The organism is Prevotella sp. RM4, assembly GCF_000701965.1.
GTDB classification, from domain to species: domain Bacteria; phylum Bacteroidota; class Bacteroidia; order Bacteroidales; family Bacteroidaceae; genus Prevotella; species Prevotella ruminicola.
On sequence record NZ_JNKG01000009.1, the window covers coordinates 298,309 to 319,838 of the forward strand.

Genomic DNA, 21,530 nt, shown 5'->3' on the forward strand with positions numbered 1-21,530 from the left:
CTTAAAATCTAACTAATAAAAAACCTAATGAAATACATGTAATCTCCCGATTACAAGTGCAAAGGTACAAAGAAAAAGTGAGAAACTAAAAGTGAATAGTGAATAGTTGAGGGTCTCAAGAGTTGATTTTGATATATATCAATAAAAATTGGCCACGCCTTTCGGCGCAGCCAATTCTGATATTTAAAGTGATAAATCTCTTATTAGAGCTTTGGACCAGCAGCTACCAGAGCCTTACCAGCCTCGTTGCCCTCGTACTTCTTGAAGTTCTTGATGAAACGGCCAGCCAGATCCTTAGCCTTCTCCTCCCACTCAGCAGCGTTAGCGTAAGTGTCACGAGGATCAAGGATGTTGGTGTCAACGCCCTCAAGCTGTGTTGGAACCTCGAAGTCGAAGTAAGGGATCTTCTTGGTAGGAGCGTTCAGGATAGCACCACCCAGGATAGCGTCGATGATACCACGAGTATCGCGGATAGAGATACGCTTACCAGTACCGTTCCAACCAGTGTTTACGAGGTATGCCTTAGCACCGCTCTTCTCCATCTTCTTAACCAGCTCCTCAGCATACTTTGTTGGGTGCAGCTCGAGGAATGCCTGACCGAAGCAAGCAGAGAATGTTGGAGTAGGCTCAGTGATACCGCGCTCTGTACCAGCCAGCTTAGCTGTGAAACCTGAGAGGAAGTAGTACTTAGTCTGCTCAGGAGTCAGGATAGATACTGGGGGCAGTACACCGAATGCGTCAGCGCTCAGGAAGATAACGTTCTTAGCGTCAGGACCTGCACTCTTACCATTTACCTTCTGGGCAATCTTCTCGATGTGGTCGATAGGATATGATACACGAGTGTTCTCGGTTACGCTCTTATCAGCGAAGTCGATCTTACCATCCTCAGCAACAGTTACGTTCTCGAGCAGAGCGTTACGACGGATAGCATTGTAGATATCGGGCTCGCTCTCCTTGTCAAGGTTGATAACCTTAGCGTAGCAACCACCCTCGAGGTTGAATACACCCTCGTCGTCCCATCCGTGCTCGTCGTCACCAATCAGCAGACGCTTTGGATCGGTTGACAGAGTGGTCTTACCTGTACCAGACAGACCGAAGAAGATAGCGGTGTTCTTACCCTCCATGTCGGTGTTAGCAGAGCAGTGCATTGAAGCGATACCCTGCAGAGGCAGATAGTAGTTCTGCATTGAGAACATACCCTTCTTCATCTCACCACCGTACCATGTGTTGATGATACACTGCTCACGGCTTGTTGTGTTGAAGGCAACACAAGTCTCTGAGTTCAGACCCAGCTCCTTGTAGTTCTCAACCTTAGCCTTAGAGGCGTTGTAGATTACGAAGTTAGGCTCGAACTTCTCCAGCTCCTCAGCAGTAGGCTGAATGAACATGTTTGTTACGAAGTGTGCCTGCCATGCTACCTCAACGATGAAGCGAACAGCCAGACGTGTAGCCTCGTTAGCACCGCAGAAAGCATCTACTACATAGAGGTTCTTGTTAGAGAGCTCCTTGATAGCGATGTCCTTAACCTGCTTCCAAACCTCCTCGCTCATGGGGTGGTTGTCGTTCTTATATTCCTCAGAAGTCCACCATACCTTGTCCTCGCTCTGTGCATCCTTTACGATGTACTTATCCTTAGGTGAACGGCCGGTGTAGATACCAGTCATTACGTTTACAGCGTTGAGCTCGGTGTTTACGCCCTTGTCGAAACCCTCGAGGCCAGCCTTTGTCTCCTCTGCGAACAGAGTCTCATACGATGGATTGTGTGCAATTACGGTAGAACCTGTAATGCCATACTGAGTCAAATCTAACTTTGCCATATTACTAATCTTTATTTTAAGTTGTGAATATTATCCTTTTGTTATATATAACTTTTAAAAAGCGCTGCAAAGTTACAAATTATTCTCGAATTGACAAGTGGCATTTAGCAATATTTTGTGCGCACACAATTCTTTTTAGGTTAAAGAAATTAAAAAATAATGCCGGAGTAGCGCTTTTGCCACTCCGACATATCATTTTATGATTTTGGATATTTACTTTTTCAGCTCTTCTGGAATCACGGGCATGGCGCCGTTCTGGGTGCATACAAAGGCACTTACTCTGACGGCGATTTTATGGGCTTCCTGTACGGGTTTCCCGTTGATGATTGATGCACAGAACGAGCCGGTAAACGAGTCGCCAGCGCCTACTGTATCGGCCACTTCTACCTTTGGCGTATCCTGGAACGATGTCAGACCGTCGTCGGTAAATACATACGATCCGTTAGTGCCGCAGGTTAGTACCAGCATCTTCAGTTGATAGTCCTGAACTATCTTCTCGCAGGTACCGCGCATATCCAGTCCGTCGTAGCCGAACATGCGGTTAACCACTACCAACTCTTCGTCGTTGATTTTTAGAATGTTACAAATGCAGAACGAGTCCTCAAGAATCTCCTTCGTGTAGAACTGTTGGCGCAGGTTGATGTCGCAAATCTTCAGGCAGTCTTCAGGGGTGGCATCCAGGAACTTACGTATATTCTCACGACTTACTACGTTGCGCTGTGCCAGCGATCCGAAACAAACTGCACGTGCATTCTTGGCTATCTCCTCCATCTCGTCGGTAAAGGGGATATTGTCCCATGCTACGTTTTCCTTAATGTCATAGGTGGGTATGCCGTCGCCCGTTAGCGTCACTTGTACCGTACCGGTAGGATAGGGTACCTGGGGCATCAGGTAGTTCAGATTGTGCTCCTTCAGCGCCTCGATAGTTTCCTCTGCCAATGCATCTTCGCCTAGTGCGCTGATGGCAATAGTATTCAGACCAAATTGTCCAGCATGATAAGCGAAGTTGGCTGGTGCGCCACCAAGTTTCTTTCCTTCGGGAAGTACGTCCCACAATGCCTCTCCGAGGCCTACTATATATCTCTTCATAATACTTAGTTGTTTTTTACGTTTTTAATATAGGTAAACAGATAAATCACGCCAATAGCCATGACAGCTACTGCGCCGGCCTGGCCCATGGCGTCGCTGGCAATTCCCATCAGCAGTGGAAAAATCGTGCCTCCAAACAAGCCCATAATCATCAAACCCGACACCTCGTTCTGCTTCTGTGGCATGGCTGTGAGTGCCTGTGCAAAACAGATAGAGAAGATATTTGAGTTGCCGTAGCCCACCAGTGCGATTGCTGCGTAGAGAATCCATTTTTCTGTGCCGATAAAGAGTCCGCACATCGATAGCGCCATCATCACTACGCTTATTACGAAGAATGTGCGATTAGGCAGTACTCGCAGGAAGAAAGAGCCTGTCAGGCAGCCGATAGTACGGAATATGAAGTACAGACTGGTAGCAAATGCTGCGTCGTTAAGTGTCAGTCCCAGTCGTTCCATCAGAATCTTTGGCGCTGTGGTGTTGGTGCCCACGTCGATACCTACGTGACACATGATACCAAAGAATGATAGCAGTACGATAGGTGTGCCTAGCAGCTTCAGGCATTCAGTAAATGTAGATGCGTTGCCTGTGGTGTGTTCTTCTTCGATAGGCGTAACTGCCAGCAGTGCTGCAGCCAGAATACCCACCACGAAGTAGATCATAAACAGCACTCGCCAGTCGTAGCCGAACGAAGGCAGTACCTGTGTGGCGCCCCACATGGCCAGATATGGAGCCAAGAACGAGGCGATGGCCTTGATAAACTGTCCGAAGGTGAGTGTCGATGCCAGATTGCCGCCGCCCATCACGGTTGATACCAGTGGGTTAAGCGATGTCTGCATCAGTGCGTTACCAATACCAAGCAGCGAGAATGCGCAGAGCATAATCGGGAAGTTCTCGCCAAACAGAGGCAATAGCAGCGATGCGATGGTCACGCCGAGCGACAGCAGTACAGTGTTCTTTCGGCCGATCTTGTTCATCAGCATCCCCGTAGGTACGCTGAAGATCAGGAACCAGAAGAATACGAGCGACGGGAAGATGTTGGCCACGCTGTCTGTCAGCTGCAGGTCTTCCTTCACATAGTTCGATGCAATGCCCACCAGGTCGACAAATCCCATGGCGAAAAAGCAGAACATCACGGGGATCAGAGCAAATTTCTTCATATTACTATATATTCTCTAAATTCTAAATTCTTACTTCTTAATCTCATATATGGTCACCTTTCCGCCCTTCACCTTTATGTTATTATAAGGTTCTGATGGGAATACCAGGTTTGTCATTGCCATCTTTCCTTCTGCATCGAAGGCCTCGATAGAACAGCGGTCGATAAACAATCGCAGCTGTTTGATATGTCCATAGGTGGGCGCGATAGTTGTGCATGCGAATGCTTCGCTGAAGCTCACGTCGCCACTCTTTGTGCGGTCCATGCTGAAGCTCTGGCGCTGTCCGTCGTAAACCATCACAACCTCTTCGCCCATTGAGTTCGAGAGCACAATCTCCGCCTGATTCTTCATGTCAACCACTATCTCGCAAGCCTCAGTAGGCTTCCTCACTTTGGCGCCACGCATAGCCAGCATCTCCTTCGATGGTACTACGCTTACGTATGTCTCCTCGCCAAAGTTAAACAGTCCCAGGTCGCGAGGAATGCTGTTGTCCGAGCGATACTGCTTGGTTGGCACCTGGTTGGCATACTGCCAGTTGCTCATCCATGCCAGTACTACATGGCGGTTCTCAGGTGCATTGTAGAACGATACGGTAGCATAGTGATCCTTGCCATAGTCCATCCACTTGGTCACCTTAGGCATCGACTCGCAGGTAAACTTATGTCCGTCAAACTGGCCCACAAAGTACTGTGTGGCGCTGCCGCCGAAGGGGCCTCCGGGGTTGATGTTGCAGATAAGCACCCACTTGTCGCCAATCTGAATCAGGTCGGGACACTCCCATACGCCACCGTGATTGCCATACTCCTGACCGAAAGCTGACTCGTATTTCCAGTCTTTCAGGTTCTCTGACGAGTAGAGCTGCATCTCCTGACCTACTGCCAGAATCATGATCCAACGTTTGGTGCCTTCAAACCAGAATACATTGGGGTCGCGGAAGTCGGGCTTGTCGCTGGTCAGTATAGGGTTTCCTTCATATTTCTTGAATGTCATTCCACCGTCTTTTGATATGGCCATCGACTGTGTCTGGTGGTGACCGGCTGAGGTGTAGAAGGCTACTACATCATCTCCGTTGGTGATACATGAGCCACTGAAGATGCTGCCTAACCAGTCGGGCTCGAATGTCTGTGGCTGTGCTTCCCAATGCACCAGGTCTTTCGACGTAGAGTGGCCCCAGTGCATGTTCTCCCATTGTGAACCATAAGGGTTGTACTGATAGAAGAGATGCCAAACACCATCTTTGTAGAACATACCGTTAGGATCATTCATCCAACCATATACTGGTGTATGATGATAAACCGGGCGGAAGCGCTCGCGATTGGTGGTGTCGAAGGTATCGCTATACTTGATTTCCTTCCAACAGGCGAATTCGCCTACGGCACCTTTCAGACGGCGGTCGCCATGAAACTCGATGTCGAGCAGCTGGGCATCTTTCAGTTCATAGGGCACATAATAGTCTACGCGATCTACTGCCAACTTCACATTGATGCGCTGCACCATCTCGTTCTTCCCGTTTACCACAGCTATTGCTGCAATGTCCTCAGTTTCCTGTACGGGCAGCAGTAAGTACTTGGTTGGTTGTTCCACTCGCAGCATGGCATGCTTTTCGCCCAGTACCATAGGTGTTACTTGGGCCATTGCCGATGCAGAGGTAAGCACGGCTGTCACCATCATCATTACCGTTTTTCTCATTTTGCTATTCATTTTTTGTTGTACGATTTTAGATTTCTGCTGCAAATGTACTATAAATCATATTTATATCCTATAATTTATGTTACATTTCCTACGAAAAATCGTTCATTGCAACAAATTTATATGCAATGAACGATAATTGAAAGGTTTAATTCTCTAACTACTTTTCAATTGCAAAGTACCTGGCGTGCAATTGTTTTCTAGGTACTTTGCAAATACTACACTTAATAAAAAAAGTGCGACTCTCATGAGCCGCACCGTTCTTACTCAAAACCAATCTATTACCTTATTACTAACTAACATTTAACCATTTGCTAGATTTTATTGCTGGCTTACCTTCACATCGTTAACTGTGATTGAGCCGCCGTAGTTGTTGATGCTCCAGCAGTTCTTCTGGATGCCGTAGATGCGCTGGGTGTAGGCACATACATCGTTAATGTAAAGTGTCAGAACGCTGTTATCTGTGTAGATGTCGATATTGTACACGTTGTCGGCGGGACGCTCGAACCAGTAGCCGTCAGCAGCCTCGATGAAGCCCTTGCCTTCTTCGCCTTCCTGCTCGAAATTGAGCTTGCGGTGGTTATCGTCCTCGGGGTTCACTACGATGGTGTAGTACTTCTTAGAATCTGTGCCACGTACGAACGATACACCAAACTTATCCCAGACGTTAGAAGTCTTTACGGTGAATGAGATGTGGTTGGATGTGCCCAGACGGTTGTAGAGCACGTAGGCACCATCGCCGCTCAGTGAACCACTGTTGTAGCCATTCGATTCCATCACTGTAGCATTAACAGTCTGATTGTACTTGGCAGCCATTGCAGGCACAGCACCCAGAGTAAGTGTTCCATCGCTGTGCTGGATAATCTTGTGGCAAACCAATGCGCCACTCCAGTTGGGCTCGTTGCCGTCGCCAGCACCTACGTTGGTGTTCTTCTCGTGAATATCGCTACCAGAACGGAATGGGCACCATCCCCAGATGTAACGGTCGGTGCCGTTAGAAGCAGTCTTGGCGGCATAGAGCGAACGGCTGTCGAGCACGCCCTCGTGTCCGTCAGGAGCCCACTTTGGTCCGTCGTTCAAACAACTCTTCAGCTCCTCGTAGGTTGAGGCTACCATGTACTTCACCTTACGGCTCCAGCTGGCGCGATAGCTCTCGCTGAACACGATGTACCAGTAGTTGCCCATCTTGAAGATGTCAGGACACTCCAACATGCGGTCCCAGATCATACGGATACGACCTACATGCTCCCAGTTCTTCATGTCGCTCGACTTGAACTCTGCAAATACAGGGTCGCCACCACCATTAGGATAGGTAGAGATAACCATGTGATAGAGGTTGTCGTCGGCCACGAATATCTGTGGATCGCGGAAGTCATTACCTGAGTAGCCAAAGTCAGGACCATTCAGAGTCCAAAGCTCATCCTTAGTCCAGGTCTTAAAGTCGGTAGATGTAGCACGCATCACCACTTCGCGGTTCTTGCAGTTGCCGTTGTGACCAGTATAGTAGATGTAATATGTGCCATCCTTCTCATAGGCGCAACCTGTACCCAGTGCTGCATCCTGCTGATAGTCGTTAGCACCGTATGCCAGCAATTCGCCCATCGACTCGTAGTTAGCACCATCCTTGGTAGATACAGCCCAGATGGGGTGGAAACGATAAGTCATGTTGTTGATGAACTCCTGCAGGTAGAGCACCTTGAAGTCGCCACTCTTCTGATCGTAGAAAGGCATTGGGTCGCCTACACGGCCAACAGCTGGTGTATAGAATGTGCCAAAGCCGGCAGCATCAGTCGAAGCGAAGAATGTGGTTGTGCCGTTCCAGTCCTTAGCGGGATCGCCGTTGAACTCCTCGTCGCTGCACGCCGTCAGCGCAGAGGCTGACAGCATGAGTGCGAATACTGAATATATCATTGTCTTCATAACTTTCTGTTTTTATTTTGTTAGATAATCAAATGCGTTGAGCATAATCTTGCCCATGTTTTCGTGATAGATCGACTCGTATGGAGTAGGAGAGTTCCAGTCGTAGAGGCCTGAGCCCAGACAGATGATACCACCCTTGCCAAATTCGCCGTTAGCACTCTTCAACTCCCAGGCGTTCACGCTGTTGTCGCCAGTCAGTGCGCGTCCACCAGTCTTGGCCTCGAATGCATCCTTACCATCCTGATAGGTATCCCAGAATCCGTACTGTGATGTGGTGTTACAGATGGTGTAGCCATTGTCGAGTGTGTAGATGGCGTTTTCAGGTGCTCCTGGATAGGTGGTGAGTCCTTTCCATAGTGGGTGAGCAGCGTCGTAGGCCCATGTGTGCCAAGGATCGTCGCCCATCAGGTCGGAGCCTTCGCCGCCTCCGCCGCCCCAAACATTGTTTGGATAAGCGTCCTCAGGCATAGCGCCCAGAGCAATGGCATAGTTCACGGCCGAACGTCCCAATACGAATCCTACGCCGCGCTGCCAGAGTTCCTTCATCTTAGAGAGGGCTGTCATGGCACCCTGCTCGGCCTCTGCAAATCCGTTGTAGTTGCCGTATGAAGAGCAATGACGGTGGAAGAATATCAGCTTACACTTCTCGAGCGAGATGTTACCGCTGGCCACGTCACTCCACGATGCGTAGGCAGCGCTTGCGATGTTACCAGTGAGCCACTTGGCAGCGGCCTTCTCCTCATCGTTCAGCAGTTCGATATTCTCAGCATCACCAACGAACAGTGCGATAGGATCCTCAATCAGTGTTACGTAAACCGTATAAACTGTGGTAGCAGTATTATCGTTGAGTGTAATCTGGAATGGCTCAGTGAAGTTGCCCTTAGTGCCGCTTGCTGGACTACATGTGGCATCCTCGCTGCATTCAACCTCGAAGGTAGCATTGCTCAGGTCGATACCGCTGTTAGCCATCACGCTTACGGTGATAGTTTTGTCCTGCTGGTTGATGGCACCTTTCACACCCTCAAGTATGAAGAGCGACATCAAGGCCTCGTCGTTACGTACGCTTACCTGATAGTCCATTACCAAGTCGCCATTGCTGATGTGAAGATTGCGATCGGCATCAAAGTTGATGTGGTCGCCCACCTTCATATTGGTCTGTGCGCCAGCAGATACTGTCAGACTTGTTATCTCCATATCACCCTTCTGGGCGAAATCTACGGGCACTTTTACTTTTACCAGTCGCTTCTCAGTATTAATGGTACCTTCATATTGTCCGTTCAGGACGAACTTCTCAACGAGGCATGAACCGCTCACGTCGATGCTGCCTGTATGGTCATCGTTACAGGCGGTGAACCCGCATACGATGCATATTGCGCAGATAATGCTATATATCGTTTTCATATAATTATCAATTTTCAATTATCAATTATCAATTCGTTTCTTACCACTGTCCACAGTTCTGAGTGTAGTGTCCGTTAGATGCTGCCATCTGCTCGAATGGTACAGGCAGGTACTCATTCTTGTTGGCTGTAAACTGCGATCCGCTCAGGAAGTTCATCTTCTCACTCTCTGTAGAGTAGTACTTGTTGAGTACTGTAGCTGCATCGCCCCAACGTACCAGGTCGAAGAAACGCTCACTCTCCATAGCCAGCTCCAGTCGGCGCTCCATCTTTATTATCTTCATGGCCTCGTCCTTGCTGTAGCTGCCACTGTACTTACCTACTGCATAGTGTACACCATACTTATTAGAATAGTTGGATACTACGCTGCTTGTAGCCATACCTGCTGCACGCTCACGAACCTGATTTACCAGGGCGATAGCCTCAGAAGTCTGTCCCAGTTGAGCCTGTGCTTCAGCACGCATCAACAGAACGTCAGCATAGCGTAGGACGATACGGTTCATCGAACTTGCCCACTGTGAATCGCACAGATACAGATAGCTGTCTGTCAGTGCAGGATCAACATTCTGCTTCAGCGATACAAAGTATCCGAATGTACCACCACTGCGGCTCCAAGCGTTGTTCTCGGCAATCATAAAGCTTGGGTTAAACATATATGGTGTACCTGGAACGCCTACTGTTACGAACAGTCGTGGATCTACAGTCTGTGCTGAACCAACGGTATATTCCTCGTCGGCAAAGGTGTCAAGCATTGGCAGACCGTCGCTGTTGGTGCGATAGGCACTTACCAGATTGTGCGATGGCTTGTAGAAATCGCAACCAGAGTCGTGTACCTTTGGAATACATGGTACAATCAGACGGTATGAGAAGTTCAGGTTACCATATACGGTACCATCGTTTCTTGAGTACTGGATGGCCCAGATACTCTCCTTGCCGTTCTCATACTGCTCCTCAGGGCGGAAATTATTGTGCAGGTCGGGCTCCAGACCATAGCCGGCAGCAGTGTAGATGGATGGATTGGTGTATTCTACCACCTTCTGTAGGTCGGCATCGCTGATAGATGTCACCTGATTGCTGTTGGCATCGTCCTGATGATAAGCCTTATAGAGATAAACCTTAGCCAGGAATGCGGCACATGCAGCCTTTGTGGGGCGTCCCTTGTCGGCCTGGGTAACAGGCAGTACGGCGTAGGCATCCTCCAGATCGTTGATAATCTGCTGCCAGCCCTCGTCGTTGGTGTATTCCGTGTTCGAAAGGTTGTTGTAGTCCTCTTCCGTCATGTTGGGCTTGTTCACGAATGGAATCTTCTTAAATAGGCGCTTCAGCTGGAAGTGTCCGTAAGCACGCAGGAACTTCATCTCGGCAGTACGCTGCTTGATGGTGGCGTTCTCCTGATCGGCGCTGGCCAGAATGTCGAGCGACAGACTTACGCGGCTCAGATAATTGTAGAAACGTGTCCAAATCGAGCTGAAAGGCCAGTCGGTAGTCATCACGCCAGTGCTCTTTTCCAAGCGGTGGAATGGTTCACCATCCGAGAAGTCGGAACCGCCTACGTATGCATCGTCCGAGCGTGTATCATAGTTCCAGAGCGAGAACGAAGCGTTCATATCCTCAATCGAAACCAGTCCGGCATATGCTGATATCAGCACATTGTCTATATATTCTGGGTTCTTCACCTCGTCCTGTGTCAGTGTGGCCTGTGGTACCTGCTCTTCCAGGAAGTTGGAGCAGCTCATGAAACCACAGATGACGCAGATTGCGCAGATTGATCTATATATTGTTTTCATAATCATCAATTTTCAATTATCAATTTTCATTTATCAATTCAATTAGAATCCTACGTTCACACCAAATGTAAGGTTGAGAGGTATAGGATAGTTGAATCCAGGGTTCTCAGGATCGGCACCAGTAAACTTGCCGCTCTTGATGGTAATGAGGTTCTGAGCCGAGGCATATACACGGATGCGGTCCATGTGTAGTTTCTCTGTAACCTTCTTGGGCAGGTTGTAGCCCAGCTGTATGGTGCGCAGCTTGGCATACGAACCGTTCTCAATGTAGTAAGATGATACACGACCCTCGTTGTTGGTATCTGATGTGGTGAGGGCAGGGATATTGCTGCCAGGATTAGCTGGACTCCAAGCGTCGAGTGCACGCTTACCCTTGTTCAGATAAGGAACGTTGATGGCAGAGTTGGCCCAGAAGTCGGTCTGCGACTTATATCCGCGACAGTCTACATCAACACCCTGTACGCCCTGCCAGAACATGGTCATATCCCAGTCCTTGTACTGCAGGTAGATGTTCAGACCCCAAGTGAAGTCGGGTGTTGGGTCATATATCCAGTCCTGATCGGCCTCTGTGATGATGCCATCGCCGTTAAGATCCTTATAACGGATGCGGCCCAGTCCTGCACCTTCCTGTGTGGCATGATTGTCAATCTCCTCCTGACTCTTGAAGATGCCGTCGTAGATGTAGCCAACCTGTGAAAACATAGGATGACCTACAACACTCTTCACGCCGTTACCACCATACTTACCGTTGGCAGCTACTGTCTCAGGCAGTTTTGTAATCTCATTCACATACTTACTGATGTTTCCGTTGATATCCCACGAAAAACCGTTCTCCAACTGGTGGCGATAGCCAATGCTCAGTTCCCAACCGTTGTTCTTAACCTCGCCGGCATTGATCCACTGACCAGATCCTTCACCCATAGCAGCGATACCTTCCATGAAGAGCAGAATGTCGGTGGTCTTCTTGTTGAACCAGTCGAAACTACCGTAGATTTCGTTTCGCAGGATAGCGAAATCAATACCTATATTATGCTGTGTGGTGGTTTCCCACTTGATGTCGTCGTTACCGCGCTGATTGCGTACATAACCGTTAGCCAGGTCGTAACCACCGTTCTTACCGCTGATGTCGTATGAAGAACCAGCCTGACCGCTGCCCCAGAGTCCTGTAGATACTACGCTCTTGTAGAGGGTATATCGTGCAGTGTTCGAGATTTCCTGGTTACCAGTCTGTCCCCAAGAATAGCGAAGTTTCAGATTGTCGAGCCAGCTCTTTGTCTTAGCCATAAACTTCTCTTCTGAGATGCGCCAACCGGCTGATACTGATGGGAATGTACCATACTGGTTGTTGCTACCGAATCGGCTCGAACCGTCGCGACGGATGGTGACAGATGCCAGATACTTGTCGTCGTAGGTGTAGTTCACTTTACCGAAGAATGACAGAAGACTGAATCCTTCGCCTGAACCTTCGGCTAACTGCTTGCCTGCACCAGCACTTGGCCACATATAGTCGGTGTTCAGAATAGCCAGTTCATAGCGCTTGGCACTATTCCACTTATAGTCCTGACGGTTCACCTCTGTACCAATCATGGCATCGCCGCGATGCTTGCCGATTTCAAGATTATAGGTAGCAATGGCGTTCCACATCCAGCGCATCCAGTGTTCCTGCTTGCTTTCAACAGCGCTATCGGTACGCTTAACCTTACCATTTTCGATAGGGTAGGTAAAGAAGCGCTGCTCCTTCTGTGTATAGTCCATACCCAGTGTGGTGCGAACCATAAAGTTCTTGAATGGGGTGATGCTCAGGTGCACATCGCCGAATGAGCGCCACTGTGTGTATTCGTTGTCCTTGTTATTATCAATCATGCTCAGAGGGTTCTCGCGCTCAGAGTAGGCACCCAGTGCCTGAGCATATTTACCGTTCTCTGCCCATATTGGGAAGTTAGGGTTAAACTCAAGTGCGTGCTCCAGCACTCCGCCAGGAGCGTCATTGCCCTTGGTACGGTTCATGGTGAAGTTCTCACCAATCACTACCTTGCCATCGAACAGCTTATAGTCTGCATTAGCACGAGCCGACAGACGGTTGAAGTTACTCTTCTTAATGGTACCCTGGTTGTCGTAGTAGCCAATGCTGAAGAATGAACTGCCCTTCTCCGAGCCGTTGCTTACCGAGAGGTTGTACTGCTGTACCACGCCTGTGCGCGTAATCTCATCGAACCAGTCTGTATCACCTGCACGTACACTGGCGTTCTCGTCCAGATACATATTCATAGTCATACGGTTCAGTACGGGATTGCCTTTAGCGTCGTAGCTCCAGTCGTAGTTGTATCCTAGGTTATTGTTGCTTGGGTTCACACCATCGTTCACGCAAGCCTGCCAGTATGCGCGTCCCCACTCGCTGGCGTTCATGGTCTCAATCTTATTAGTATAGAACGAGGTGGCCACACTGCCGTCGAAGTTCACCTTTACCTTGCCGTCCTTACCCTTCTTGGTGGTGATGATGATCACACCGTTGGCGGCGCGGCTACCATAGATACTGGCAGAGGCTGCATCCTTCAGCACCTGGATGCTCTCGATATCGTTACCGTTCAACTCATGCATACCAGCCTTTGTGGGCACACCGTCGATAATGTAAAGTGGATCGTTGTCGTTCAGGGTTCCTACACCACGGATACGGACCGTTGCAGCACCCGAAGGATTACCATCGGCTGTGATATTCATGCCTGGTACACGACCCTGCAGTGCCTTCATTGGGTTGTTCTCGTTCTGCTTGGCAATCTCGTCTACGCTTACGGTCGAGATGGCACCCGTCAGATCGGCCTTGCGCTGGGTGGTATAACCTGTTACCACAACCTCCTTCAGAAGTTCGCTGTCGTCTTTCATAGTTACCTTCATACCTTGTTTCGCAGGTACCTCTTGTGTCTGGTAGCCGATGTACGAGATAACCAGAGTGGCATTCTCGTTCACTTTGATGGTGAAGGCTCCATCGAAATCGGTTACTGTACCGTTCGTGGTCCCCTTCTCCTTTACTGTAGCACCGATGACCGATTCTCCTGTAGCGTCGACCACCGTACCACTGATCTCTGTCTGCGCGTACATTATAGTACTCATCAGCAAGAGTGCAAAACTCAGAAACATTTTCTTTAGTTGTTCCATTGTTGATCGTTTTAATTGTTAGTACTCATTTGATTTTAAATTTCTGCTGCAAAAATACTAATGTATAGTCTGTACAGCGTTAAAATATCGTTCATCACGTTCAAAAATTGTTTCAATGTATCATATTTGTTATCAAATGAACGTTTTTTGTTAGTATTTGTTGGCAAATATACAAAAATTACGCAAGAATGTCTTGTATATCAGAACTTTTTTTTATATTTGCCGACAGAAAGCTTAAAACAATTATGAGGAACTTATCAATTTACCTTCTTACGTTAGCTGCAGTCCTGCTGATGGGTTGCAAGCAAAACGAGCCTAAATATATAATAGGTGTTTCACAATGTTCTGAGGATATATGGCGTGATTGGCAGAACGCCGAGATGAGAATGGAGGCCAACTTTCATGAGGGTGTAGAACTCCGTTTTACTGCTGCTCACGACGATTCTGAACTTCAGAGCAACCAGATAGACAGTCTGGTGGAAAGTGGTATCAATCTGCTGATTGTGGCTCCCAACCAGCTCTCGACGGTGTCGCCTGCTATCGACCGTGCCTACGATAAGGGCATCCCCGTTATCGTGTTCGAACGTAAAACCGACTCGCGAAAATATTCTGCCTTTGTGAGTGCTGATAACTACGAGATGGGACACCTGATGGGTGAATACATCGCTACCCAACTTGGTGGTAAGGGGCAGATAATGGAAGTGAAAGGACTGAAAGGTTCATCGCCTGCCGAGGAGCGTTATAATGGCTTCCATGTGGCTTTGGCTGCCTATCCTGATATTAAGGTGGTGGTTGAGTTACAAGGCGACTGGACTGAGCCGACGGCTTATCAGGCCGTTAAGAACTGGAAGGGCGATATGAATAGTATCGATCTGGTTTTCGGACATAACGATCGCTCTGCTATTGGGGCCCGTAAGGCCTTCGAAGAACGAGGCGCCAAACTGCCCATGTTCTGTGGTATCGATGCCTTGCCAGGACCTGATGGTGGTATCCAACAGGTGCGCGATTCGCTCCTCGATGCCTCGTATATCTATCCTACACATGGCGACCAACTGCTACAACTGGCCCTCGACATCCTCGATGGCAAAGAATATCCAAGAGAAACCTTGTTTACCTCGGCTTTGGTAACCCGCGATAATGCTACGGTGCTGTTACTCGAAAGCGACGAAGTGGTGCGCCAGGCGCATAATCTGATTAAACTTCAGAAAAAGGCCGCCAGCTATCTTGAACAACTGTCAACACAGCGCACCATCTCGTTGCTGGCACTCGTCTTGTTGGCATTGCTGGTACTTATATTAGTACTCTTTATTCTCTATCATCGTTCCAGAGTGTCGGCCCAGCGCGAGCGTATTGTCAATAACCTGTGGAACATGAAGGCACCAGCTGAGCCGGTACGGCCTGCGGCTGCACAGCCCGTCGTTCAACCCGAAGATGAGGCTGCTGAATCGGCCAAGGAACCGCTATTCATTGTGCGCTTCAAGGATGTGGTCGAGGCCCGTCTCTCCGATAGTGATCTGACTATTGATGATTTGGCAGCTGCCATGAACCTGAGTCGTGTACAGCTGTACCGTAAAGTTAAGGCCATCTCTGGTTCGTCGCCTGTCGAGCTGTTGCGTTCTGCCCGATTGAATCGCGGCTATCAGTTACTGGTAAAAGGCGATAAGACCATCGCCGAGGTTGCCTACGAGGTTGGTTTCACCGCCCCCAGCTACTTTACCAAGTGTTTCAAGGATGAATTTGGAATCAGTCCTTCCGATCTGTCCTAACTCAGCATGTTTTTCCTATTAAAACTTGTCACTGTCATTTTAAATTTGTACTTTTGCCGCAAAAATGTAAGTATATGATTGAAGTAGTAGATTTTAGCAAAACCAATTCGGTTATCAATTTGTACATGTCGGAGCTGAGAGACAAGAACTATCAGAAGAACCGTCTGTTGTTCCGTCATAATATCAAGCGTGTGGGCGAGATGATGGCCTACGAGTTGTCGAAAACTCTGGAGTATCGTCCCAAGACCATTACAACACCATTGGGCACTATCGATATCCAGCTGCCAAAGGAAGACCTGCTGATTGCCACTGTATTGCGTGCCGGTCTGCCTTTCCACGAGGGTTTTATCAATGTGTTCGATCATGCCGACAATGCTTTCGTATCGGCTTATCGTATGTACACCAACCGTGAGCATACCGAGGTGGGCGTGCATACCGAGTATCTGGCTGCACCAAGTGCCAAGGGCAAAACACTGGTAATTGTTGATCCTATGCTGGCTACGGGCGGTTCGATGGCTGCCAGTATCGAGGCTTTGGTAAAGACAGGCAAACCCAAGAAGATTCACGTGGCTTGTGTGATTGCTGTACCCGAGGGACTTGAGGTTGTGAAAAGTGCGCTTCCCGATGGCTCTACCATCTGGTGTGCCGCCATCGACCCAGGTATGAACGAGCATAAGTATATCGTTCCAGGCTTCGGTGACTGTGGCGACCTGTGCTACGGCGAGAAACTGTAGTTTTTTTATAGGCACGGATTACACAGCTTTTTTTTATAAAAAGACACGGCTTTAGCATCGCAACTAAAGCCGTGTCTTAAATTTTATTTAAGCCGTGTAATCCGTGCCTAAAAATCTAGAATTAAATCAAGTGGAGTGTTCCCATCAGGTAAACCAGACCGAAGCCTAATACCATAGAGATGATACCCATTACAATACCCATCTTTGCCATATCATTCTGCTTCACATAGCCTGTAGCAAATGCCAGAGCATTTGGTGGGGTAGAGATAGGCAGAATCATGGCCGATGAGGCTGCGATGGCTACACCGATCAGTACGGTTGGTGTACCGCCGATAGGAGCCAGCTTGTCGCCCATGGCACCACAAACGATAGCCAGGATAGGCATGAGCAGTGCTGCAGTAGCTGAGTTAGAGATGAAGTTACTGAGCAGGTAGCAGATAGCACCTCCCATCAACAGGATGAGCAGTGGTGAGAACTCGCCGAAGGGGATGCTCTCAACAGCGTTAGCTGCCAGTCCCGAAGCGTTCAGACCGTAACCCAGTGCGAAACCACCGGCCACCATCCAGATCACACTCCAGTTAATCTGCTCCAGGTCACGCTTGGTAATCACACCTGTCAGGGCGAACACCATGAAGGGAATCATAGCCACAGTATATGAGTTGATACCAGTAACACGGTCGAGCAACCAGAGAGCTACGGTAACAAAGAAGGTGATGATAACCACTTTAGAGTGGAAACCCTTCTTCATACCACCCTCGATGTTCAGCTCAATCGTCTTCTGTGTGAATGGGAATGCCTTGAGCAGGATGCGCCAGCTGATGAACAGCAGCAGGATAACAAGTGGGAACATGAACATCATCCACTGACCAAAGCCCAGACCCATATTCAAACCTTCAGGATCGTTCAGGTATTTCAGGGCGATGGTGTTTGGAGGTGTACCGATAGGGGTACCCATACCACCCAGGTTGGCAGCTACAGGGATACTCATGGCCAGGGCTACACGACCCTTACCCTCGGGAGGCAGCTGGTGGAACACAGGTGTGAGGAATGTCAGCATCATGGCAGCTGTAGCTGTGTTAGATACGAACATCGAGAACAAACCGGTGATGAGCAGGAATCCTAAGAGCACCATCTCGCTGCGTGTGCCGAAAGGCTTCAGCAGCACCTTGGCCAACTGGGCATCGAGACCGGTCTTGGTGGCAGCAATAGCCAGCACAAATCCACCGATAAACAGCATAATCACTGGGTCGGCGAAGGTGGCCATCACACCTTTGTAACTAAGCAACTTACCTACTTCTTCTTCGTTCACCATGGGTAGGATACCACTGTCTGTGCAGAATAGAAGCATCAACACAATGATGGCTACCGAAGTGGCCCACGAGCTGACAACCTCGAAAACCCACATGAGTGTAGCAAACGCGAAGATAGCGATGATGCGCTGCTGAATGACGGTAAGGTTCTGGATGCCATACCATTCGGCAGGCATATTCCAAAGTAACAGAGTAATGAGAGCTACAAGTGCAATCTTAATAGCTCGTTTGGTACCATCGGCAGGATAGTACTTACGATTGTGACGCATTTTGTGATACGCCTCAACAAGATGAAATCCTTCGTAAATGTGAAACATATGTTATAAGTTATTATTTAATATTTGGTTTTAAGTAAAAATCGAGCGCAAAGATAATCATTTATTGAGAAATTAGTTTTATAGTTGAGAGAAAAAACGATAAATGAGTGTATTTTTACACAAAAATCATCCCCACGACGATTTGCCATGGGGATGATTGATATGTGGAGTTTGCAAAACTCGTGGGTAATTTAGAGGTTATTTAACCTCCCAGATGTCGTTGGTCTCGAGCAACTCCTCAAAGTTGTGATACTTCTTCTGAGCAGCTACTTCAGCCAGCTGTGCATGAACGGCATCGTTGTAGGTAGGAGCCTCTACATCGCGAATTACACCGAGAGCGATGGGGAATCCATCCTCAGGTGTCATCATAGCCAGCTTCAGCTGCAGAGTGTTGTCCTCGCAGTGAGCGTCGTGTACCAGTACATCGTCGATGGTGTAGCCATCCTTGCCAATCTCAACTACCTTCAGTCCGAAGCCCTGCTGTACCAGTCCGAACTCGTTGTTCTCGCCGAATACCAACTTCTCACCGTGCTTTACATAGATGGCGTTCTTCTTACGACCCTCGTTGTTGTAAACTACATCGTGGCAATGGTCGTTGAAGATTACGCAGTTCTGCAGAACCTCTGTTACGCTGGCACCTTTGTGCTCGTAAGCAGCCTTCAGAACCTCAACAGTACCCTTGGCATCGGTAGCCACGCAACGGGCAAAGAAGTGACCGCGGGCACCGAAGCAAAGCTCGGCAGGACGGAAAGGATCCTCTACGGTACCGTAAGGGCTCGACTTAGATACGAAGCCACGGGGTGAGGTAGGAGAGTACTGACCCTTGGTAAGACCGTAGATACGGTTGTTGAGCAGAATCATGTTCAGGTCGATGTTACGACGGTTGGCGTGAATAAAGTGGTTACCACCGATAGCCAGTCCGTCACCATCACCTGATACCTGCCATACAGTCAGGTTGGGGTTAGCTACCTTAGCACCGGTAGCGATGGCAGCGGCACGACCGTGGATGGTGTTCATGCCGTAGGTAGCCATATAGTGTGGCAGACGGCTTGAACAGCCGATACCAGAGATGACTGCTACGTTCTCGGGAGCTACGCCAATCTCGGCCATAGCCTTATGGAGTGAAGCCAGGAAGAAGTGGTCGCCGCAACCAGGGCACCAACGAGGCTGGCCTTTCTTAAAATCTTGTGCTGTATATTCCATACTTTTTATATTTTTTGCAAGGACTACAGGACTTAAGGACTATTTTTGTAAAGTCGTTTTAGTCCTGTAGTCCGTTGCTAATTATTTTTTTATGATCTCCTCAAACGCATTTACAAGTTCTTCTACTACGAATGGCTGGCCCTTTACCTGATTGAACTGGTAAGGTACGAAGGCGTCAACCTTCATGCGGAGGTAAGCAGCCAACTGACCCATGTTCTGCTCGGCTACAACTACCTTCTTGTACTTTTTCATGACATCGGCAGTATTCTTTGGCAGTGGGTTCAGATACTTGAACTGAGCCTGAGCTACCTTGTAGCCCTTAGCCTTCAGCTCATCCATAGCTGAGTGCAGGTGACCGTAGGTGGAACCGAAGCCAACAATCAGCAGGTCGGCATCGGCATCGCCGTCAACTTCAAGGTCGGGCACCTGGATATTGTCAATCTTCTGCTGGCGCAGACGAGTCATCAGATCGTGGTTCTCTGGGTTGGTAGAGATAGCGCCTGTGTTAGAGTCCTTCTCCAGTCCACCCAGGATATGAGCAAAGCCCTCGCGACCAGGAACAGCCCAGTAGCGGGTTCCGTTCTCGGCACGCATGTATGGTGTCCACTTACCCTTCAGCTCCTCAGGAACATAAGGAGGATTGATGGCATCGAGCTTAGCCATCTCGGGCAACTTAAAGGCACCAGAACCATTTGCGATATAAGCATCGGTAAGCAGTACTACTGGTGTCATATGCTCCAAAGCCATCTTGGCTGCCTGGTAAGCAGCGTCGAAACAGTCGGCAGGACTGGTAGCAGCCATTACAGGCATGGGGCTTTCACCGTTACGTCCGAACAGAGCCTGCAGCAGGTCGGTCTGCTCACTTTTGGTTGGCAGACCAGTAGCAGGACCACCACGCTGTACGTCGAGTACTACGAGTGGCAACTCCATAATCACAGCCAGGTTCATGGCCTCGCTCTTCAAGCAAACACCAGGACCAGAGGTTGAGGTAACACCCAGTGCACCGGCGAACGAAGCACCGAGAGCCGAGGCACAGCCCGAAATCTCATCCTCGCACTGTACGGTGATGACACCGCACGACTTGTGCTTACTGAGCTCGTGCAGCACGTCGGTTGCAGGAGTGATAGGATAAGAACCTAAGTAAAGGCGCAGACCAGCCTTCTCGGCAGCAGCGATGAAGCCGTAAGCGGTAGCCTTGTTACCGGTGATATCCATATAGCGTCCAGGAGTCTTCTCCTTGGTTTCTACGCGATAAACATTGATAGCGCTTGAGTGTGTGTTGTGACCGTAGTCCCAACCAGCCTGAATCACCTTGATGTTAGCCTCGGCGATAGCAGGTTTCTTGGCAAACTTTTCACGCAGGAAGTTAGCTACGAGGTTCAGGTCGCGATCGAAGAGCCAGCAAACCAATCCGAGCGCGAACATGTTTCTACATTTCAGCATAGCCTTGTTGTCCATACCGCTGTCGGCCAGACAATCCTTAACCATGGTAGTGAGAGGGCACTGGATCACACGGTCGGGGTCGATACCCATCTCGCCGAGGTAATCCTCGGTAGCAAACTGGGCCTTCTCCAGATCCTTAGGACCGAATGAGTCTGTGTCGATGATAATCGTTGCGCCGGGCTTGGCGTAACGATACTGTGTCTTCAGCGCGGCTGCGTTCATGGCTACGAGCACGTCGCACTTGTCACCAGGGGTGTAAACTTTACCAGCACCGATGTGTACCTGGAAACCTGATACACCAGTGAGCGAACCTTGCGGGGCGCGGATGTCGGCTGGATAGTCGGGGAATGTTGAAATGCCGTTACCAACGGTGGCACTGACCGTAGAGAAGATGTTTCCAGCAAGCTGCATGCCGTCGCCGGAGTCACCAGAGAAGCGTACAACCACTTGGTCAAGCTCCTTCACTTCCAATGTTTCTGCCATAATATTCAGTTTTGTTTCTAACGTTTCTAACTTACGGGGTGCAAATTTATTCAATTTTAGCGGAATATCCAAGGAAAAACGCAAAAAAATGCATTTCTGGACGAAAATTTATACATAAAGCCATAAAAAAGGTGGCCGTTTTACACAGTCACCTCTCTTGCTCTAGGTCGGGATGAGGCGACTCGAACGCCCGACCCCTACGTCCCGAACGTAGTGCGCTACCAACTGCGCTACATCCCGATTTTGCGGGTGATTCCGAAGA

13 protein-coding genes and 1 tRNA gene are annotated in these 21,530 nt (G+C 49.0%); 2 read left to right on the forward strand and 12 right to left on the reverse strand.

The annotated features are described in order from the left end of the window. Positions 1-203 precede the first annotated feature (203 nt). From pckA to T499_RS0109330, 8 genes are all read right to left on the reverse strand, one after another. The gene (pckA, locus tag T499_RS0109295; RefSeq protein WP_013065231.1) at positions 204-1,817 is read right to left on the reverse strand and encodes a phosphoenolpyruvate carboxykinase (ATP); all 1,614 of its coding nucleotides are present in this window, start codon (positions 1,815-1,817) and stop codon (positions 204-206) included. A gap of 213 nt (positions 1,818-2,030) precedes the next feature. Further along, positions 2,031-2,906 (reverse strand): carbohydrate kinase family protein, encoded by an 876-nt coding sequence (locus T499_RS0109300; RefSeq protein WP_033150747.1) that lies wholly within the window; start codon positions 2,904-2,906, stop codon positions 2,031-2,033. A gap of 5 nt (positions 2,907-2,911) precedes the next feature. Next, positions 2,912-4,063: an MFS transporter gene (locus tag T499_RS0109305; RefSeq protein WP_033150748.1), complete on the reverse strand. Its 1,152-nt coding sequence runs from the start codon at positions 4,061-4,063 to the stop codon at positions 2,912-2,914. Positions 4,064-4,093: 30 nt separating this feature from the next. Further along, the gene (locus T499_RS0109310; protein WP_033150809.1) at positions 4,094-5,752 is read right to left on the reverse strand and encodes a glycoside hydrolase family 32 protein; all 1,659 of its coding nucleotides are present in this window, start codon (positions 5,750-5,752) and stop codon (positions 4,094-4,096) included. 321 nt (positions 5,753-6,073) lie between these two features. Next, positions 6,074-7,672 carry a glycoside hydrolase domain-containing protein gene (locus tag T499_RS0109315; protein WP_033150749.1) on the reverse strand — a complete coding sequence of 533 codons (1,599 nt, stop codon included), beginning with the start codon at positions 7,670-7,672 and terminating at the stop codon, positions 6,074-6,076. Between the two features lie 12 nt (positions 7,673-7,684). Beyond that, positions 7,685-9,073 (reverse strand): DUF4960 domain-containing protein, encoded by a 1,389-nt coding sequence (locus T499_RS0109320; RefSeq protein WP_028912046.1) that lies wholly within the window; start codon positions 9,071-9,073, stop codon positions 7,685-7,687. Positions 9,074-9,113: 40 nt separating this feature from the next. Next, positions 9,114-10,865 carry a RagB/SusD family nutrient uptake outer membrane protein gene (locus tag T499_RS0109325; RefSeq protein WP_084163050.1) on the reverse strand — a complete coding sequence of 584 codons (1,752 nt, stop codon included), beginning with the start codon at positions 10,863-10,865 and terminating at the stop codon, positions 9,114-9,116. A gap of 36 nt (positions 10,866-10,901) precedes the next feature. Then, positions 10,902-14,012: a SusC/RagA family TonB-linked outer membrane protein gene (locus tag T499_RS0109330; RefSeq protein WP_033150750.1), complete on the reverse strand. Its 3,111-nt coding sequence runs from the start codon at positions 14,010-14,012 to the stop codon at positions 10,902-10,904. A 245-nt stretch (positions 14,013-14,257) separates the two neighbouring features. Here T499_RS0109330 and T499_RS0109335 point away from each other — a divergent pair, with 245 nt between their 5' ends. Beyond that, the gene (locus T499_RS0109335) at positions 14,258-15,778 is read left to right on the forward strand and encodes an AraC family transcriptional regulator (protein ID WP_198021279.1); all 1,521 of its coding nucleotides are present in this window, start codon (positions 14,258-14,260) and stop codon (positions 15,776-15,778) included. Between the two features lie 77 nt (positions 15,779-15,855). Further along, positions 15,856-16,512: a uracil phosphoribosyltransferase gene (upp, locus tag T499_RS0109340; protein ID WP_033150812.1), complete on the forward strand. Its 657-nt coding sequence runs from the start codon at positions 15,856-15,858 to the stop codon at positions 16,510-16,512. A 121-nt stretch (positions 16,513-16,633) separates the two neighbouring features. Here the strand turns inward: upp and T499_RS0109345 are convergent, their stop codons facing one another. The 4 genes from T499_RS0109345 to T499_RS0109360 all read right to left on the reverse strand — a co-directional run bounded on the left by T499_RS0109345 (position 16,634) and on the right by T499_RS0109360 (position 21,508). Continuing rightward, positions 16,634-18,139, reverse strand: a complete 1,506-nt coding sequence (locus T499_RS0109345; protein WP_033150751.1) for an SLC13 family permease — start codon at positions 18,137-18,139, stop codon at positions 16,634-16,636. A 198-nt stretch (positions 18,140-18,337) separates the two neighbouring features. Continuing rightward, positions 18,338-19,342 carry a 2-oxoacid:ferredoxin oxidoreductase subunit beta gene (locus tag T499_RS0109350; RefSeq protein WP_013064854.1) on the reverse strand — a complete coding sequence of 335 codons (1,005 nt, stop codon included), beginning with the start codon at positions 19,340-19,342 and terminating at the stop codon, positions 18,338-18,340. 81 nt (positions 19,343-19,423) lie between these two features. Next, a complete protein-coding gene (locus tag T499_RS0109355; RefSeq protein ID WP_033150813.1) occupies positions 19,424-21,268 on the reverse strand; it encodes a 2-oxoacid:acceptor oxidoreductase subunit alpha in 1,845 nt (614 codons plus the stop codon). A 167-nt stretch (positions 21,269-21,435) separates the two neighbouring features. Next, positions 21,436-21,508: transfer RNA gene (locus T499_RS0109360), tRNA-Pro, on the reverse strand. Positions 21,509-21,530 lie beyond the last annotated feature (22 nt).

Bases quoted from the DNA above. Each gene is read 5' to 3' on its own strand.
- pckA (WP_013065231.1), bottom strand. From the start codon at position 1,817: ATGGCAAAGTTAGATTTGACTCAGTATGGCATTACAGGTTCTACCGTA.
- T499_RS0109300 (WP_033150747.1), bottom strand. From the start codon at position 2,906: ATGAAGAGATATATAGTAGGCCTCGGAGAGGCATTGTGGGACGTACTT.
- T499_RS0109305 (WP_033150748.1), bottom strand. From the start codon at position 4,063: ATGAAGAAATTTGCTCTGATCCCCGTGATGTTCTGCTTTTTCGCCATG.
- T499_RS0109310 (WP_033150809.1), bottom strand. From the start codon at position 5,752: ATGAGAAAAACGGTAATGATGATGGTGACAGCCGTGCTTACCTCTGCA.
- T499_RS0109315 (WP_033150749.1), bottom strand. From the start codon at position 7,672: ATGAAGACAATGATATATTCAGTATTCGCACTCATGCTGTCAGCCTCT.
- T499_RS0109320 (WP_028912046.1), bottom strand. From the start codon at position 9,073: ATGAAAACGATATATAGCATTATCTGCGCAATATGCATCGTATGCGGG.
- T499_RS0109325 (WP_084163050.1), bottom strand. From the start codon at position 10,865: ATGATTATGAAAACAATATATAGATCAATCTGCGCAATCTGCGTCATC.
- T499_RS0109330 (WP_033150750.1), bottom strand. From the start codon at position 14,012: ATGGAACAACTAAAGAAAATGTTTCTGAGTTTTGCACTCTTGCTGATG.
- T499_RS0109335 (WP_198021279.1), top strand. From the start codon at position 14,258: ATGAGGAACTTATCAATTTACCTTCTTACGTTAGCTGCAGTCCTGCTG.
- T499_RS0109345 (WP_033150751.1), bottom strand. From the start codon at position 18,139: ATGTTTCACATTTACGAAGGATTTCATCTTGTTGAGGCGTATCACAAA.
- T499_RS0109350 (WP_013064854.1), bottom strand. From the start codon at position 19,342: ATGGAATATACAGCACAAGATTTTAAGAAAGGCCAGCCTCGTTGGTGC.
- T499_RS0109355 (WP_033150813.1), bottom strand. From the start codon at position 21,268: ATGGCAGAAACATTGGAAGTGAAGGAGCTTGACCAAGTGGTTGTACGC.